At 69.5% G+C, this 15,424-nt stretch carries 11 protein-coding genes; 3 read left to right on the forward strand and 8 right to left on the reverse strand.

Annotated elements, in window-relative coordinates; genetic code table 11:
* Positions 1–79 precede the first annotated feature (79 nt).
* Positions 80–727 (forward strand): invasion associated locus B family protein, encoded by a 648-nt coding sequence (locus D7006_RS02545; RefSeq protein WP_237355424.1) that lies wholly within the window; start codon positions 80–82, stop codon positions 725–727.
* Between the two features lie 239 nt (positions 728–966).
* The gene (locus D7006_RS02550) at positions 967–2,514 is read left to right on the forward strand and encodes an adenosine deaminase (protein WP_237355425.1); all 1,548 of its coding nucleotides are present in this window, start codon (positions 967–969) and stop codon (positions 2,512–2,514) included.
* A gap of 10 nt (positions 2,515–2,524) precedes the next feature.
* Here the strand turns inward: D7006_RS02550 and bchE are convergent, their stop codons facing one another.
* Positions 2,525–4,048 (reverse strand): magnesium-protoporphyrin IX monomethyl ester anaerobic oxidative cyclase, encoded by a 1,524-nt coding sequence (gene bchE, locus D7006_RS02555; protein ID WP_237355426.1) that lies wholly within the window; start codon positions 4,046–4,048, stop codon positions 2,525–2,527.
* A 124-nt stretch (positions 4,049–4,172) separates the two neighbouring features.
* Between bchE and D7006_RS02560 the strand changes: the two genes are divergently transcribed.
* Positions 4,173–5,249 carry a class I SAM-dependent methyltransferase gene (locus D7006_RS02560; protein ID WP_237355427.1) on the forward strand — a complete coding sequence of 359 codons (1,077 nt, stop codon included), beginning with the start codon at positions 4,173–4,175 and terminating at the stop codon, positions 5,247–5,249.
* A 10-nt stretch (positions 5,250–5,259) separates the two neighbouring features.
* Here the strand turns inward: D7006_RS02560 and D7006_RS02565 are convergent, their stop codons facing one another.
* From D7006_RS02565 to D7006_RS02595, 7 genes are all read right to left on the reverse strand, one after another.
* Entirely contained in the window at positions 5,260–7,974 is a 2,715-nt protein-coding gene (locus D7006_RS02565) for an EAL domain-containing protein (protein WP_237355428.1), read from the reverse strand.
* Positions 7,975–8,046: 72 nt separating this feature from the next.
* On the reverse strand, positions 8,047–9,087 hold the full coding sequence (locus D7006_RS02570) for a TRAP transporter substrate-binding protein (protein ID WP_229646421.1): 1,041 nt from the start codon (positions 9,085–9,087) through the stop codon (positions 8,047–8,049).
* 212 nt (positions 9,088–9,299) lie between these two features.
* The gene (locus D7006_RS02575) at positions 9,300–9,809 is read right to left on the reverse strand and encodes a peptide deformylase (protein ID WP_237355429.1); all 510 of its coding nucleotides are present in this window, start codon (positions 9,807–9,809) and stop codon (positions 9,300–9,302) included.
* A 205-nt stretch (positions 9,810–10,014) separates the two neighbouring features.
* Positions 10,015–11,379: a H(+)/Cl(-) exchange transporter ClcA gene (gene clcA / locus D7006_RS02580; protein WP_237355430.1), complete on the reverse strand. Its 1,365-nt coding sequence runs from the start codon at positions 11,377–11,379 to the stop codon at positions 10,015–10,017.
* Between the two features lie 118 nt (positions 11,380–11,497).
* On the reverse strand, positions 11,498–13,240 hold the full coding sequence (locus D7006_RS02585) for an ABC transporter ATP-binding protein/permease (protein WP_237355431.1): 1,743 nt from the start codon (positions 13,238–13,240) through the stop codon (positions 11,498–11,500).
* A 236-nt stretch (positions 13,241–13,476) separates the two neighbouring features.
* Entirely contained in the window at positions 13,477–13,689 is a 213-nt protein-coding gene (locus tag D7006_RS02590) for an alkylphosphonate utilization protein (RefSeq protein ID WP_024280870.1), read from the reverse strand.
* Between the two features lie 15 nt (positions 13,690–13,704).
* Complete coding sequence (locus D7006_RS02595; RefSeq protein ID WP_169124728.1) at positions 13,705–15,330, reverse strand: acyl-CoA synthetase; 1,626 nt, start codon at positions 15,328–15,330, stop codon at positions 13,705–13,707.
* Between the last annotated feature and the right edge of the window lie 94 nt (positions 15,331–15,424).

A 15,424-nucleotide genomic window follows, 5' to 3' on the forward strand; every position in this document is an offset into this window, starting at 1 on the left:
TTTCTTCATTCGCGTCATCTGATACGGCCCTTTCGTCACCGCCCTTCTGTCCCCGGGTCCTTGTCCACGGAGGCGTCTCGTGATCCTTCCCCGTCCGTTCCGCTCCACCTCCTTCCGCGCCAGCCCGTTCCTGGCGATCGCCGCGCTGCTCGCGGCGACGCCGTTCGCCGTGCTGTTCTCCGAGGATACGGGCGCCGTCACCGTGGCGCAGACCCAGCAGGCGCCCGCCCAGAACCGCACCGCCCAGAGCCAGCCGGCCGCGCCCGCCGCGCCCGCCGGCCCGGTGAAGACGGAGACCCAGTCGTTCGACAATTGGGTGCTCACCTGCCAGGAGCTGCCCCCGGCGGCCGGCGCCAAGACCGGCAAGAAGACCTGCTTCGGCGTCCTACGCATCACCGACAATCAGTCGAAGCGCGTGGTCGTGGTGTGGAAGATCGGCCGCGACGGCAAGGACGTGCCGACCATCGCCATCACCACCCCCACCGGCGTGCTGGTGCGCGACGGCGTGGACCTCGTGCTCGGCCAGAACACCCGCAAGCTCGCCTACCAGTGGTGCAATGGCACCGAGTGCGAGGCGAGCATTGCCTACGACGCGGCGCTCGCCAAGGAACTGTCCGCGGCCAAGGAGGCCACCATCGCCTTCCGCCTGCAGGACGGCCGGCAGGTGAACGTGAAGGTGGGCGTCACCGGCGTGGACAAGGTGCTGACCGGGCTGGCCAAGAGCTGAGGTTCGGCCGGCTCCTGCCGCCCCCGCATTCCGCGCGCATCCGCACCCCCGTCATCCCCCGGCGCGTCCGGGGGATCCACCGCGCCGCTCATCCGCTGCCTCGGGCGATGACGGCGTCGGTTCGTGTGAGGCGCGCCGAGGCGGTCGATGACCGTTCCCGGTCCGTTTCCCCGATTCCGTGAATCGGAGAAACCCTCTACCCTCCCGCTCGAGTTGAGACCCGCGCCCCGGAGGCCCAGTTGCGTCGCCGTATCCTGATCGCCGCGTTCGTCCTGATCGCGGCTTTTGTCGCCATCCGGGCCGCAGTCGTCGCCAGCCATCTGCCCGAGGCGCTCACCGCCGCGCATTTCGAGGCGCTGCGGCCGGAGCCGAACCGCCAGCGCGCCTTCCTGCACCGCATGCCCAAGGGCGGCGACCTGCACACCCACCTCTCCGGCGCGGTTTATGCCGAGCGGTTGATCGCCTGGGCCATCAAGGATGGCCTGTGCCTCGATCCCGTGGCCATGAACATCCTCTCCCCGCCCGCCGATGCGAGCGCCGAGAAGCCGTGCGGCGCCGATCCGAAGATCGTCCCCATCGCCGACGCGGTGGCCGGCTGGCGCGGCCAGACCACCTTCGACCTCTTGGTGGATGCCCTCTCCTTGCGCTGGTTCCTGCCCACCCCGGCGGTGCCCTCGGGCCACGACCAGTTCTTCGCCTCCTTCTCCAAGTTCAACCCCGCCGCCGGCGGCCCGGACTGGACGCGCACCATGGAGCGCACCGCCGAGATGACGGTGGACCAGCTGCGCCAGTACCGCGCGGACAACGTGCAATATGCCGAGCTGATGGTGACGCTGCTCGAGGGCGAGGACCGCCGCCGCCTCGGCCAGGCCATCGGTGCCGAGCGCGATCCCAAGGCCATGCTGGCGGCGCTGGAGGCGGCCGGCATGGCCGAGGTGGTCCGCCGCCGGGTGGAGGACATCAAGGCCCTCGTCGCCCGGGTGGAGGCGCTGCGCGGCTGCGCGGCGGACGCCACCCGACCCGGCTGCGGGGTGGATTTCCGCTATATCGCGCAGGTGAACCGCAACGGCGCGCCGGCCGAGGTGTTCGCCCAGACGGCGGTGTCGGCGGCGCTGGTGCGGGCGTTGCCGGACATCGTGGCCGGCTTCAACTATGTCGGCCCGGAGGACTACCGCACGGCCCGGCAGGATTACCGCACCCACATGCAGTGGATCGGCTTCCTCGCGGGCAAGGATGTGCCGGTGGCGCTCCATGCGGGCGAGCTGTGGCTCGGGCTGGTGCCGCCGTCCGACCTCGACTTCCACATCCGCGATGCGGTGGAGACGGCGGGCGCGCGGCGCATCGGCCATGGCACCGCCATCGGCTTCGAGCGCGACATGGATGGGCTGCTGGCGGAGCTGAAGGCGCGCGGCGTCGCCATCGAGATCGCGCTCACCTCGTCCGACGTGATCCTCGGCGTGCGCGACCGCCGCCACCCCATCCGCACCTATCTCTCGGCCGGGGTACCGGTGACGCTGGCCACCGACGATGCGGGCGTCTCGCGCATCGACCTCACCAACGAATATGTGCGCGCCGCGCAGGACCACGGCCTCGGCTATCGCCGGCTGAAGGGCTTCGCGCACACCGCCATCGAAAAGGCCTTCCTGTCGCCGCCGGAAAAGGCCCGCCAGCAATCCCGCCTCGATGCCGCCTTCACCGCCTTCGAGCGCGAGGTCTCCGACGCCCTCCCCCTCGGCACCCGCATCGCCGCCTTCTTCCGCGCGCTGGTGGGCGTGCAGGGGCGTTGAAGGCGAGGAATCAGGCGGGCTCGCGCGCTTCCGCCGGCCTGCGGGGCGATGGCGCCATCGCATATTCCTCCCGGTCCTGCGGCGGCCCCCACATATCCGCGACCGTCGCGCCGGTGTCGCGCGAGGGACGGCGCAGGAAGCCGAGGATCTCGTGCGGCCACACCCGCCGTCCGATCTGCGCATACCAGCGCATGGCATGGCGCAGGCGCGCGTCGCGCTCCAGATAGGTGCGCCGGAGCGCCTTGGGCCGCAGTTGCAGCACCGCCTCGGTGAACTTGACCCAGGCGAGCGTCCGCCACGCCGGCATGTGGCGCGTGGCGAGCGCCTGGTGCTTGTAGTCCCAGCGCTGGCGATCGGCCTCGATCACCCGCCGGCTGGCGGCGAGCTGGTAGTAGGGCGTCCAGCGATGCGGCGTCACGTACAGCATCTGGATCTGGTCCGGATCGTGGGCGAGAAGGCGCCGGAGGCCGCGCCAGTGGTCGCGGTCGGTCTCCTCCTCGAAGCCCACCACCCAGGTGGCCATGGAGAGGATGGAATGGCGGCGCAGCAGGCGGATCGCCTCCCGGTCGGTATCGACGCCGCCGCCCTTGCGGATGAGGGCGAGGGTGGCCGCATCCGTATTCTCCAGCCCGAGCAGGAAGCGCACCCAGCCGGCCTTGCGGTAGAGGGGAAGGATATCCGCGTCGCGCACGATGTCGTCGGCGCGGGTGGAGCCGACGAGGATGAGGTCCACATCCTCCGCGATCAGCGCCTCCAGAAACGCGCGCCAGGCCTTGCGCGACGAGGTGGGGTTCTCGTCGGCGAAGTTGATGACCCGGACGCCCTGCTCGCGGTGGAGCCGCGCCAGTTCCTTGGCGAACAGCACGGGATCGCGGTGGCGCCAACGGCTCCAGAAGCCGCGCTGGCCGCAATAGGTGCAGGGATGCGGGCAGCCACGGGAGAACTGGACCACCACCGCCCGGAGCCCGCCCCAGTAGGAATAGCGGGCGTGATCGATCAGCTCCCAGCCGACGCGGTAGGCATCGAGATTCTGGATCATCGGCGCGGGCGGGGTGGCGTGCGGGCCGGCGGCGTCGCGAAAGGCGATGCCGGGGATGTCGGCGAGCGGCGTGCCGGATGCCAGGGCCGCCATGAGGCGCCGGGCGGTCTCCTCGCCCTCGCCCCGGACGATGGCCGTCACATGGGGTTCGGCGGCGAGGATGTCGCGCCAGTGATAGGTGGGGAACACCCCGCCATAGACGATGAAGGCTTCGGGCAGCGCCTGCGCGATGCCGGCCGCCACGGCCGCGATCACCGGATGGCCGGAGGTGGAGCCGGAATGGCCGAACAGCACCGCATCCGGCTGGAAGGCCGCCGCCGCCGCGACGAGCTCGGCCGCCGTCATCGGCTTCAGCTCGCCGTCCACGAGGCGCACCGCGTGCCCGTCATCGATGAGCGGGCCGCCGATGGCGAGGAGGCCCAGCGGCGGCAGGTGATCGTCGGGGATGCGGCTGCCGATGGAGGGGTGCGGCACGTTGATCAGCAGGATGCGCACGGGACCTTGCTTCCTCCGCCCCGGGATGGCCGTGGCCCGTGTCGCCGCGGCCTGCCTTCCAATGGGTCAATGCTTACCGCGTCCCCCTCGGATGTGCCATCCTCCGCCGGACGGGAGATCCAGGATGGCCGGGGATGACGAGCGGGCGACGGGCCCGGCGCCCATGCAGGGGGGTGGGTTCTACAATGATCATGCCCAGCATCAGGCGCAGGGCGGCGCCCATGGGCTGCCGCTGATCGACCGGGCGTTCGAGGGGATGGTGCTGCACGGCCCCGTCACGCTGGCCGATTATGGCAGCGCCACGGGGCGCAATTCGCTGGCGCCCATGGGGCTCGCGCTCGGCCATGTGCGCCGGCAGCTGGGGCCGGACGTTCCGGTGAGCGTCGTCCACACCGACCAGCCGGGCAATGATTTCTCCGGCCTGTTCCAGCTGCTGCGGGACGATCCCGAAAGCTATCTCCGGCGTGACGGCCGGGTCTTCGCCTCCGCCGTGGGGCGCACCTTCCATGAGCAGGTGCTGCCGGATGCCAGCGTGGATTTCGGCTGGTGCTCGTTCGCCGCCCACTGGATGAGCCATGCGCCGGTGATGCCGGCCGGCCATGTGTGGCCGCGCCAGACGGCGCCGGAGGTGCGCGCTGCCTTCGCCGCGCAGGCGGCGGCGGACTGGCGGGCCTTCCTCGCCGCCCGTGCGCGGGAGCTGAAGCCGGGCGGCGCCCTCGTGGTGGTGCAGCCGAGCCTGCCGGAGGCGGAGCCCACCACCTTCCCCGTGCTGATGGCCTGGGTGGAGGCGGAGCTGGACGCTCTGGCCCTCGGCGGCGTCCTCACGCCCGACGAGCGCGGGCGGATGACCATCCTCGTCTTCGAGCGCACCGCCGCCGATGCCCGCATTCCGTTCGCCGACGGGGCGTTCGCGGGGCTGACGCTGGTGGTCGAGGAGGCGCGGGAGATGCCGGACCCGTTCTGGCCGGCCTATGGGTTGGATGGCGATGCGGCGGCGCTGGCGGACAAGCATCTCGGCTTCTTCCGCGCGCCGTTCCTGCCCTCGCTGCTGGCGGCGCTCGATGCCGGCCGCGATGCCGGCTTCCGCGAGGCGTTCACGGGGCGGTTGATGGAGGCGCTGGGCCGCCGCATGCGCGCGGCGCCGCAGCCGCTGCTCTCCCCCATGGTGATCCTCACCACTCTGTACCGGAAGGCGGGGTAGGGGCGCGCTGTCAGGCCAGCGGGGAAAAGCGCCGCGCCAGCGCCACCGGCACGCCGGCGCCGGCGCGGGCGAGCGCCGCGGCCTCGGCGATGGGGAGGGGCCGGCCGAGCAGGAAGCCCTGCGCCTCGGCGCAAGAGGTGCGGGCGAGCAGCGCCCACTGCTCCTCGGTCTCGATGCCCTCGGCGACGGTGGCGATGCCGAGCCGGCCGGTGAGCACGGTGACGGCCTCGATGATGGCGGCGCTGGCGGAGCCCTCGGTGGCATCCAGCACGAAGGAGCGGTCGATCTTGATCTTGTCGATGGGCAGCAGGCGCAGCCGGCTGAGGCTGGAATAGCCGGTGCCGAAATCGTCGAGCACGATCCTCACCCCCAGGTCGCGCAGGCGCTGGAGCACGGCGAGGCTGGTCTGCTCGCTCTCGAACAGGGCGGTCTCGGTGATCTCGCATTCGAGCCGCTCGGGCGGCAGTCCGCTGTCGCGCAGCGCCGCCTCCACCGTGCCGATGATGTCGCCGAAGGCGAGCTGCACCGGCGAGAGATTCACCGCCACCTTCAGATCGCCGGGGAGCGCGGCGATGTCGGCCACCGCCTGCCGCATGGCGAACGCGCCGATCTCCACGATGCTGCGGGAATCCTCGGTCAGCGGAACGAAGATGGAGGGGTCGACGAGGCCGCGGCGCGGGTGGTTCCAGCGCAGCAGCGCCTCGAACCCGGTGAGCGCGCCGGTCACCACCGAGAAGATCGGCTGGTAGGCGAGCTCGAACTGGTCCTGCGCCAGCGCCTGCCGGAGGTCCTGCTCCATCTCCAGCCGGGCGCGCAGATGGACGTCCATCTCCGGCTCGAACACGCACAGGGTGCCGCGACCCCACGCCTTGGCGCGGTAGAGCGCGAGGTCGGCCTGCTTGAGCAGGGTGTCGGCGTCGGTCCACGCCGCCTCGGCCACCGCGATGCCGACGCTGACGCTGACGGAGATGGTATGGCCGAGGGCCGAATAGGGCTCCCCGAGCAGGGCGATGATGCGCCCGGCCAGCTCGGTGGCCGCCTCCGGCTGCTGCGGCCCGATGCTGATGATGGCGAACTCGTCGCCGCTGAGGCGCGCCACCGCGCCGGGGGCCTGGACGCAATTGGTGAGGCGGGCGGCCACCGTCCGCAGCAGGGCGTCGCCCACCGGATGGCCGAGGGTGTCGTTGACGTCCTTGAAGCGGTCGAGGTCGAGATAGAGCAGGGCCATCTTCTCGCCCAGCTCGGCGGCCTGGTGGAGCGACTTGCCGATGCGCTCGCGGAACACCACCCGGTTGGGCAGGCCGGTGAGGTCGTCGTGGTGGGCGAGGAAGCGGATGCGCCCCTCGCGCTCGATCAGCACCATGTTCTGGCGCTGCGCCTCGGCGGCGGCCTCATTGGCGCGCAGGTTCGCCTCGGCCAGCTCCGCCTGCACCGCCTTGAGCGCGGTGATGTCGGTGCGGATCCCGACCACGCCGCCGTCCGCGGTGGCCCGGTCGGTCATCAGCACCCAGCGCCCGGTGGACAATTGTCGCTCGACGGGACTGTTTTCGGGACGATGCCAGCGCTCCCTTTCCGCGACGGCCTCTTCGGTCACCGGGCCGGCGAACGGAAGTTGTCGCGCCTTGGCGCTTGCCCGCATGATGTCCTTGAAGCGGGCACCCGGGATGAGAAAAGGCGCGGTGATGGCGAACAGTTCGCGGTAGCGCTGGTTGCAGGCGACGAGCCGGTCGTCTCCGTCCCACAGGGCGAAGCCATCGGACATGGCCTCCACCGCATTGGCGAGCACGGCCGTGGCGCGGGCCCGCTCGGAATCCACCTTCTCGCGCTGGCGCAGGGCGATGAGCAGGGCGCCGGCGAAGGCCGTCACCAGCGCCGCGCCGATGGCCGCCGCCGCGACCATCCGGTCCCGGTCGAGCCGCCAGGGGGCCAGCACGTCGTCAAGCTTGGTGGTCAGCACAACGCGCAGGTCGCCGGGCAACGAGGCGCGCACCACGGCGAGTTCCGGCTCTCCCCTGTCGCCGGTGGTGACGAAGGCCTTGCCGTCGGGCGGGCGCGTTCCCAGTGCACCGTGCCGCCACTCGCCGATTGCCAATTCGTCATGGGGGAAGGAGGCCATCAACTGGCCGTTGGGTCGTTCGATGCGGATGCGTATTTCCGGGGCAAGACCGGTCTCTGCCAGGATCTTCATGAGGGCGAGGATCGGGACGTCGGCGACGGCGACCACGCCGCCCCATCCGGGGACGGCCCGGACGGCATAGAGCGACCAGTCGCCGTTCACCGGACTCTGCACCGGCCCGAGCATGGCGGTGGGCTCCAGCCCGGTAAGCCCCGCGGCGAGGGGCAGCGAGCGCAGCACACCCCGGGGGCGCGCGGAGGCGATGATGGCGCCATCGGGGGCGACCAGCATCAGGTCGCGGAAAGCGATGGTCTGCAAGTTGAGGCCGCGCAGTAGTTCGTTGGCGCCCAGTGAGGCGGGGGCCACGCCGGCCGCGGCGAACAGCGGGCGTATGGTGGCAAGCGCGCTGTGGACCTGCAGCAATTGCCGGTTAAGCGCACTCTCCACACCCTGCGCCGAGCGCTCGATATTGGTTTCGGCGGCGAGCTGCGTGGCGACGAGGCTCCGATCGGCGAGCAACGCCGTCCCGATAGCCAGAAGGCCCAAGATCACGATGGTCCCGGCAATGACGGAGAGCTTGAGGCGGTGCCAGATCATCGTCGGCGTCATCCGCCAGGCTCGAGGGCGCCGCGGGTAATCCTGAGGGATACCCTTCCGTCCGAACTGTCCGGCCGGCTGCGATCACTCGGCTTTTGCAGTCGTGGTATGCAGCTTCGCAAGATAGGCATTCCATGCATCGACGCAAGCCGAGCCACACCGTTCGATCCAGCGCGGCAGGACGGTTCCGGAGAGCAGACTGAGGCGGCGGGCGGCGTCGGCTTCAGATTGTGGCACCACCACCAGCCGGTGAGCCTGCGGCCGCCCGCAGACGCTCGCGCCGGTGTTGCAGTCGAGCCCGCGAGCGGTATCAGACTCCGCCTGCTGCCAGATGCGCCCTTCGAGATCCGCGAGGCCGTCACGGATCGGCGCCCGCACGTCCTGCGGCAGGGCCTGCCAGGCGGTCAAATTGGCGCCGAAGAAGGAGATTCCCCAGCTGATTGCCATGCTGTGGACATGGGTGGTGACGTCGCCGAGGCCGATCTCGTAGCCGCTGAGGGTGCCGGTGATGGCGCAGTCCACCACGCCCTGCCGCACGGCATCCACCACATCCGCGAACGGCACCACGACGGGAATGGCCCCGAGCGCTTTCATCAAATCGGACTGGGCCACCGAGGAAGTGCGGACCCGGCGGCCGGCAATGTCGTCGAGGCCGCGGAAGGCGGAGCGGCAGAAGAGCACCTGCGCCGGATAGGCATAGATGGCGAGCAGCTCGATATCCCACCGGTCGCGCAGGATATTGACGAGATGCGCGCGGAAGGCGGCGACCGTCTTCTTCAGGGTCGCCATGTCGGGATTGAGGATGGCCAGGTCCACGGCGTTGAGCTCCGGCTCCTCCGCCGAGACCACGGAGAGAAGGCCGGTGCCGAACGGCACCACGCCGAGCCGCATGAGCTGCAGCATCTCCTGCCCGCGCAGGCCGCCGCTGTCATTGGGGATGATGGTGGCGACCACCCGCCCGCCGGTGCGCTCGGGGATCTCGCGCTCCCAGAACGGCTGTTCCAGCCGGGTGAACTGGGTGACGCCCCCGAGCCCGCCCACCACCTGCAGCCGGATGGGTTCATCCTTGGCGCGTGCGGGAGAGGTCAGGCCCAGCGCCATGAGGAGCAAAGCGAAGGAGGGCAAGAGCTGCCGCAGGCATGCCCGCGCCGTCCCGATTCGCCTGTGAATCGCCTTTCGCCTGCGTCGCGCCCGCATCTTCCGGCCCCGCCTTCAGGCCAGCCGCCCGCCCCGAACCGCAACGCCGGGGAGGGATATTCCTGTGAGAGTGAGCGCAAGGGCGGGGAATGTGCAAGCACAAGCTTGGCCAATGAGGGCGCTTTCCGCGCCAGCCGGAGTCATCGGCCCGCGTCGGAACGTTGCGCCTTCTCGTATTTGCGGACGACCCGCTCCCGCTTCAGCCGCGACAGGCGTTGCAGCCAGAAGATGCCGTCGAGCTGGTCGCACTCGTGCTGATGGCAGACGGCGCGCAGTCCCTCGGCCTCTTCCTCCTGAAAAGCGCCGGCGAGATCCTGGTAGCGTACCCGCACGCGCGCCTGGCGCCCCACCTCCTCGATGGCGCCGGGCATGGAGACGCTGCCCTCGGCATGGCGGATCGTCTCGGGCGAGGACCACACGATTTCGGGATTGATGTAGGTGCGCGGCCCTTCCTCCGGGGAAAGCTCCAACACCACCACCCGCGCGAGCACCCCCACGTGGGGCGCCGTGATGCCGATGCCTGGCGCCGCGCGCAGGGTGTCGAGAAGGTCGGTTGCGAGGGCTGCCAGCGCGGCGTCGAACACCACGACCGGCACCGCCGGCTGCCGCAGCCGCGGGTCGGGGAACTTCACGATCTGCCGCACCGCCATGGGCGTCCTCCGTGTCGCGTCCCGATGCCGCCCACCCCGATGCGGAGCGGGGACTCGGGGGCGAGGTCGAGATGTATTTTGATACCGTTGGACAGGAGGTTCGGCCCGATGGGGTCGATTCTGGACTGGGCACGACCTGAACCGGTGCCGAATCCCGCCGATACCCCCGGTGCTACCCCCACCTGAACCTGCCGATATCGGGCCTCTATTGCGGCCGCCGCTCCCGCTCGTCCCAGCCGCCGATGACGTCCTGTTCCGGCTCCGGCGGGCGGGGCATTCCGGCGAGGCGCAGGGTGCGGTCGAGCAGCACTTCGTAGATCGGCTTGCCGCCAAGTCCTTCTGCCACAAGGTTTGCGGTGACGCAGGTGAGGATGGTCGGCAGCAGGAGATCGTAGGCCCCGGTCAGCTCCGCCACCAGCACCATGCCCACCAGCGGCGCCCGCACCGTGGCCGAGAACAGCCCGCCCATGGCCGCGATCCCGCAGGCCGCAAGCATCTGGGGTGGAAGGGAAAAAAGGCTCCCAAGCAAGGTCGCGAACAACACGCCCACAGCCGTCGCCAGCGCCAGGATGGGCGCGAAGATACCGCCGGGAATGCCCGTGGAATAGCTCGCCATGGTCATGGCGAAGCGGATCAGGACGATCCCCGCCAAAGTGAGCGCCGGCAACCCCATGCCCGGCAGCGACACCGCCAGCATCTCCCCCCCGAACGTCGCCTCCGGCCGCAGCACCAGAAGCGGCCCCACCGCCGCGCCGACTACCACCGGCAGGACATAGGGCGAGACCTTCAAAGCCAGTCCCCGTGCGGCATCCAGCGAGAAGACCAGCGCCGCGTTGAAGGCGATCCCGACCACCCCCAGCACCCCGCCGAGCCCGATGAATGCTGGCAAGAAGTGCAGCGGCGCGGCGGCCACATCCATCTGCATGTCCGGCTCGGTGCCGCCGATGACCTGGGCCACAATGGCGCTCGCCGCCGAGCAGATGATGACCGCGCTATAGGTCCGCAGCCCATAGGGAAACTGCCGCCGCGTCTCCTCGATGACGAACAGGATGGCCGCCAGCGGAGCGTTGAACGCCGCCGCCAGACCCGCCGCGGCGCCAGCCGCGAGTAGGCCCCGGCTGTCGCGGGTGCTCAGGCCGGCGGCATCGGAAATGGCCTTGGCGATGGAGGCGCCCATGTGGATTGTCGGGCCTTCCCGGCCCGCCACCAGCCCCGATCCGAGGGCCAGCACGCCGCCGCCGAACTTCACCGGCAGCACCCGCTTCCACCGCACCTCGCGCAGGCCCTCCAGCGCGCCCTCGATCTCCTGCACGCCGGAGCCCGCCGCCTCGGGCGCGAAGCGCCGCACCAGAAAGACCGCAAGCGCCACCATCAGCGCGGCGCCGACCGACAGCGCGGCGTAAAGCTCAGGCCCCTGGAAATGCTCGCGCAACAGCAGCGGCCACTCGCCGGCCTTGACCGTCGCCCAGTGGAAGCCGGCGCCGACGCCGCCTCCGATGAAGCCCACCAGCGCGGCGAGGGCGTAATAGACGATGTCACGGGGCTTCTGGGCGGGCTCGGCGGATGTCACGCGGGACCTCGGGGCGGGGCAGCTGGGCAGCCTGATGCACTGCAACACCAGACTTAGCTGACGCGCGCGGTGAGGGGCAAGGACCGACCGACTCGACCCGTCCCGCGCCCGCCTGCCCTCACACCGCCTTGAGCGCCGGCGGCGCGGCCGGTCCCAGCATCCGCGGCATCTCCTCGCCATGGAGATGCAGCACCCGGTCATGCAGGTCGACGAGGGTGTTGCGGTGGCCGATGGAGATGAAGGTGCTCTCCGGCAGACGCTCCCGCAGCAGGCGGTAGAGCGCCGCTTCGGTCGCCTCGTCGACGGCGGAGGTCGCCTCGTCCAGCAGCAGCACCTCGGGCGCTTCCAGCAGCGCGCGGGCGATGGAGATGCGCTGCTGCTCACCCAGCGAGAGCTCGTGCGGCCACAGGGCTTCCGCATCCAACCGCCCGGCGAGGTCGGAGAGCCCGACGGCGGTCAAGGCTTCGGCGATCTGGTCCCGCGGCACATCGGCGACGGGGCGGGGATAGGCGAGGGCCACATCCAGCCGCCCAGCCGGGACATAGGGCTTCTGCGGCAGCACCATGAGGCGATGCTCCGCGTGCCGATGCACGGAGCCCGTCGAATAGGGCCAGATACCCGCAATGGCCCGCAGCAGCGTGGTCTTGCCGGCGCCGGACGGGCCGGTGATGAGCACGCATTCCCCGTGCGCGATATGGAGTTCGTCGGTGGCGATGAGCGGCGCGCCGCCCGGCAGGCGCACATCAAGCCCGCGCAGCGCCAGAGCCTTGGTGGCGGGAAGGGAGGCGAGGCTCTCGGTGGGACGGCTCGCCTGCGCCGCCGCGATGGCCTTCTCGAAGCCGGTGAGCCGCTGCACGATCGAAGTCCATTCCGCCAGCGTCACATAGCTGGAGATGAAGAAGGAGAACGAGCCCTGCACCGAGGAGAAGGCGCTGGCCGTCTGCATCAGCTGGCCGAGCTGGATCTGGCCGGAAAAATAGGCCGGCGCCACCACTACGTAGGGGAAGATAGTCGAGATCTGGTTGTAGCCGGCGGTGAACCAGGTGAGGCGCTTCTGCGCCTTCATCAGCTCGACGAAATTGCCGAAGATGTGGGAGAACCGCCCCTCGAGCTTGCGCTCTTCGGCCTGCGCGCCGTCCAGGAGGGCGATCTGCTCGCCATTCTCGCGCACCCGCACGAGATCGACGCGGAAGTTCGCCTCATAGCGCTGCTGCTCGAAATTGAGCTTCACCAGCGGGCGGCCGATGAAATGGGCGAGGAGCGTTCCGCCCGCGGCATAGATCAGCGCCGCCCAGAACAGGTAGCCCGGCACGTTCAGCTCCTGCCCGAACAGGTTCAGCGGCAGCGAGCCGGACAGATTCCACAAGATGACGGAGAAGGAGACGAGGGACACCACGGTGCCGAGCAGGCCGACGCCCACGGAGATAGTCCGGCTGATGAAGGATTGCACGTCCTCGGCGATGCGCTGGTCGGGATTGTCAGCCTCATCGCCGCCGAGCCGCAGGCGGTAGTGCACGTCGTCGCCCAGCCACGCGCCGAGATAGCGCCGGGTGAGCCAGCGCCGCCAGCGGACCTCCAGCCATTGCTTCAGGTAGATCTGGTAGACCGCCACGACGATGGCGCCTGCGGCGATGGCGCAGAAGATCAGGATCTGCGTCTTGAACGCGGCGAAGTCCTTCTCCTGTATGGCGTTGTAGAACGCGACGTTCCACTCGTTCAGCATCACCGTGGCGAATACCCAGGCGAGCTCCAGAGCGATCACCGCGGCGAGGAGGCCGATGGCGATCCAGCGTTCCTCGCTCTTGAAATACGGCACGGCGAGGCGGCGGATGTCGCCGAGTAGGGATAGAAGGGCGCGCAAGGCCGGGCTCTCCGGAAGGGGCTTCGCGGCGAGCATTGAACCCCCGCGCATGGCTGAACCATGGCCGCAGGATGAAGGATTGGAAAGGTGCCGGTGGGGCAGGGGATGCGGGGTTACAGACAGGATTGCAAATCGTGTCTGTAACCCCGGGTCATCGGGCAATCACGTAAGGGGAGCCTGACCAGTCCTCCCGAAATGGGCCGCACTGGACTTGGCGCGTAGTCCAAGTGACGCGCTCAGGCCTTCTTCACGAACTCCGTGCGCAGCACGAGGCCCTTCACCTTCTCGACCTTGCAGTCGATCTCTTCGGGGTCGCCGGTGAGGCGGATGCCCTTGACCAGCGTCCCGCGCTTCAGGGTCACCGAGGTGCCCTTCACCTTCAGGTCCTTGATGAGGGTGACATTGTCGCCGTCCTTCAGGACGGCGCCATTGGCGTCGCGGACTTCGATATCGGACATCTTTCCTCAAACCTCCTTGGCCAGCTCGCGCAGGCGGAACTTCTGGATCTTGCCGGTGGAGGTCTTGGGGATTTCCTCGAAAACCACGTGGCGGGGGCACTTGTACGCCGCCAGATGGGCGCGGCAATGGGCGATGATGTCCTCGGCCGTCGCGCTCATGCCGTCGCGCAGCTCGACGAAGGCGACGGGTGTCTCGCCCCACTTCTCGTCGGGCTTGGCCACCACGGCGGCGGCGGCGATCGCCGGATGCTTGTAGAGGGCATCCTCCACCTCGATGGACGAGATGTTCTCGCCGCCGGAGATGATGATGTCCTTGGAGCGGTCCTTGAGCTGGATATAGCCGTCGGGATGCTTCACCCCGAGGTCGCCCGAGTGGAACCAGCCGCCCGCGAACGACTTCTCGGTGGCCGAGGGGTTTTTCAGATAGCCCTTCATCACCACGTTGCCGCGGAACATGACCTCGCCCAGCGTTTCGCCATCGGCGGGGACTGGAACCATGGTCTCAGGGTCCATCACGTCGAGGGCTTCCAGCGCGCTGTAGCGCACGCCCTGCCGGGACTTGAGGAAGGCCCGCTGCTTGGCGTCGAGCGCATCCCACTCCGCGTGCCAGTCGTTGACGACCGCCGGGCCGTAAACCTCGGTGAGGCCGTACACATGTACCACGTTGAAGCCGGCGTCCTGCATGGCGGCGAGCACGGCCTCCGGCGGCGGGGCGGCGGCGGTGATGAATTCCACCCGGCTGGGCAAGGGGCGCTTGTCCGCTTCCGCCGCGTTGAGCAGCGTGGACATCACGATGGGCGCGCCGCACATGTGCGTCACCTTGTGGTCGGCGATGGCGTCGAACATGGCCTTCGCCCGGACCTGACGCAGGCACACATGGGTGCCGGCCACCAGCGTGATGGACCAGGGGAAGCACCAGCCGTTGCAGTGGAACATGGGCAGCGTCCACAGATAGACCGGATGCTTGCCCAGCCCGCACGTCACCACGTTGCCGACCGCCAGCAGATGCGCGCCGCGGTGGTGATAGACGACGCCCTTCGGATCGCCCGTGGTGCCGGAGGTATAGTTGAGGGCGATGGCGTCCCATTCATCCGCCGGCGTCTTCCATGCGAAGTCTTCGTCGCCGGTGGCGAGAAAATCCTCGTATTCCATCACCCCGATACGCTCGCCGGCGCCGGTGAACTCGGGGTCGTCATAGTCGATGACCAGCGGCTTGCGGACGGCGAGGGCGAGGGCCGCCTTGATGACGGGGGAGAATTCCCGGTCGGTGATGAGCACCTTCGCCTCGCCGTGGTCGAGGGTGAAGGCGAGGATGGCGGCATCGAGCCGGGTGTTCAGCGAATTGAGCACCGCGCCCACCATGGGCACGCCGTAGTGGGCTTCCAGCATGGCCGGTGCATTGGGCAGCATCACCGCAACGGTGTCGCCCACCCCCACGCCCACCTTGGCCAGCGCCGAGGCAAGCCGCCGGCTGCGGGCATAGAATTCGCGGTAGTTGCGCTTCAACTTCCCGTGCAGGATGGCGGTGTGGTCCGGGAACACGCTCGCCGCCCGCTCCAGAAAGCCGAGAGGTGTCAGCGGCTGGAAATTGGCTGCGTTCCGTTCGAGATCCTGGTCGTAGATGCCGGCCATCGTGTCCCCCCTCTCGCCCGAAAGCTTGTGTTCGCGCCGGGATTCCGGTCGAATTGGAGCGCGAACCTAGCCGAGGGCGGCAGGGCGGTGCAAT

Origin of the sequence: Xanthobacter sp. YC-JY1 (assembly GCF_021730305.1) — a bacterium.
Lineage (GTDB): Bacteria > Pseudomonadota > Alphaproteobacteria > Rhizobiales > Xanthobacteraceae > Xanthobacter > Xanthobacter flavus.

Bases quoted from the DNA above. Each gene is read 5' to 3' on its own strand.
- D7006_RS02575 (WP_237355429.1), bottom strand. From the start codon at position 9,809: ATGGCGGTGCGGCAGATCGTGAAGTTCCCCGACCCGCGGCTGCGGCAG.
- D7006_RS02565 (WP_237355428.1), bottom strand. From the start codon at position 7,974: ATGACGCCGACGATGATCTGGCACCGCCTCAAGCTCTCCGTCATTGCC.
- D7006_RS02560 (WP_237355427.1), top strand. From the start codon at position 4,173: ATGGCCGGGGATGACGAGCGGGCGACGGGCCCGGCGCCCATGCAGGGG.
- D7006_RS02595 (WP_169124728.1), bottom strand. From the start codon at position 15,330: ATGGCCGGCATCTACGACCAGGATCTCGAACGGAACGCAGCCAATTTC.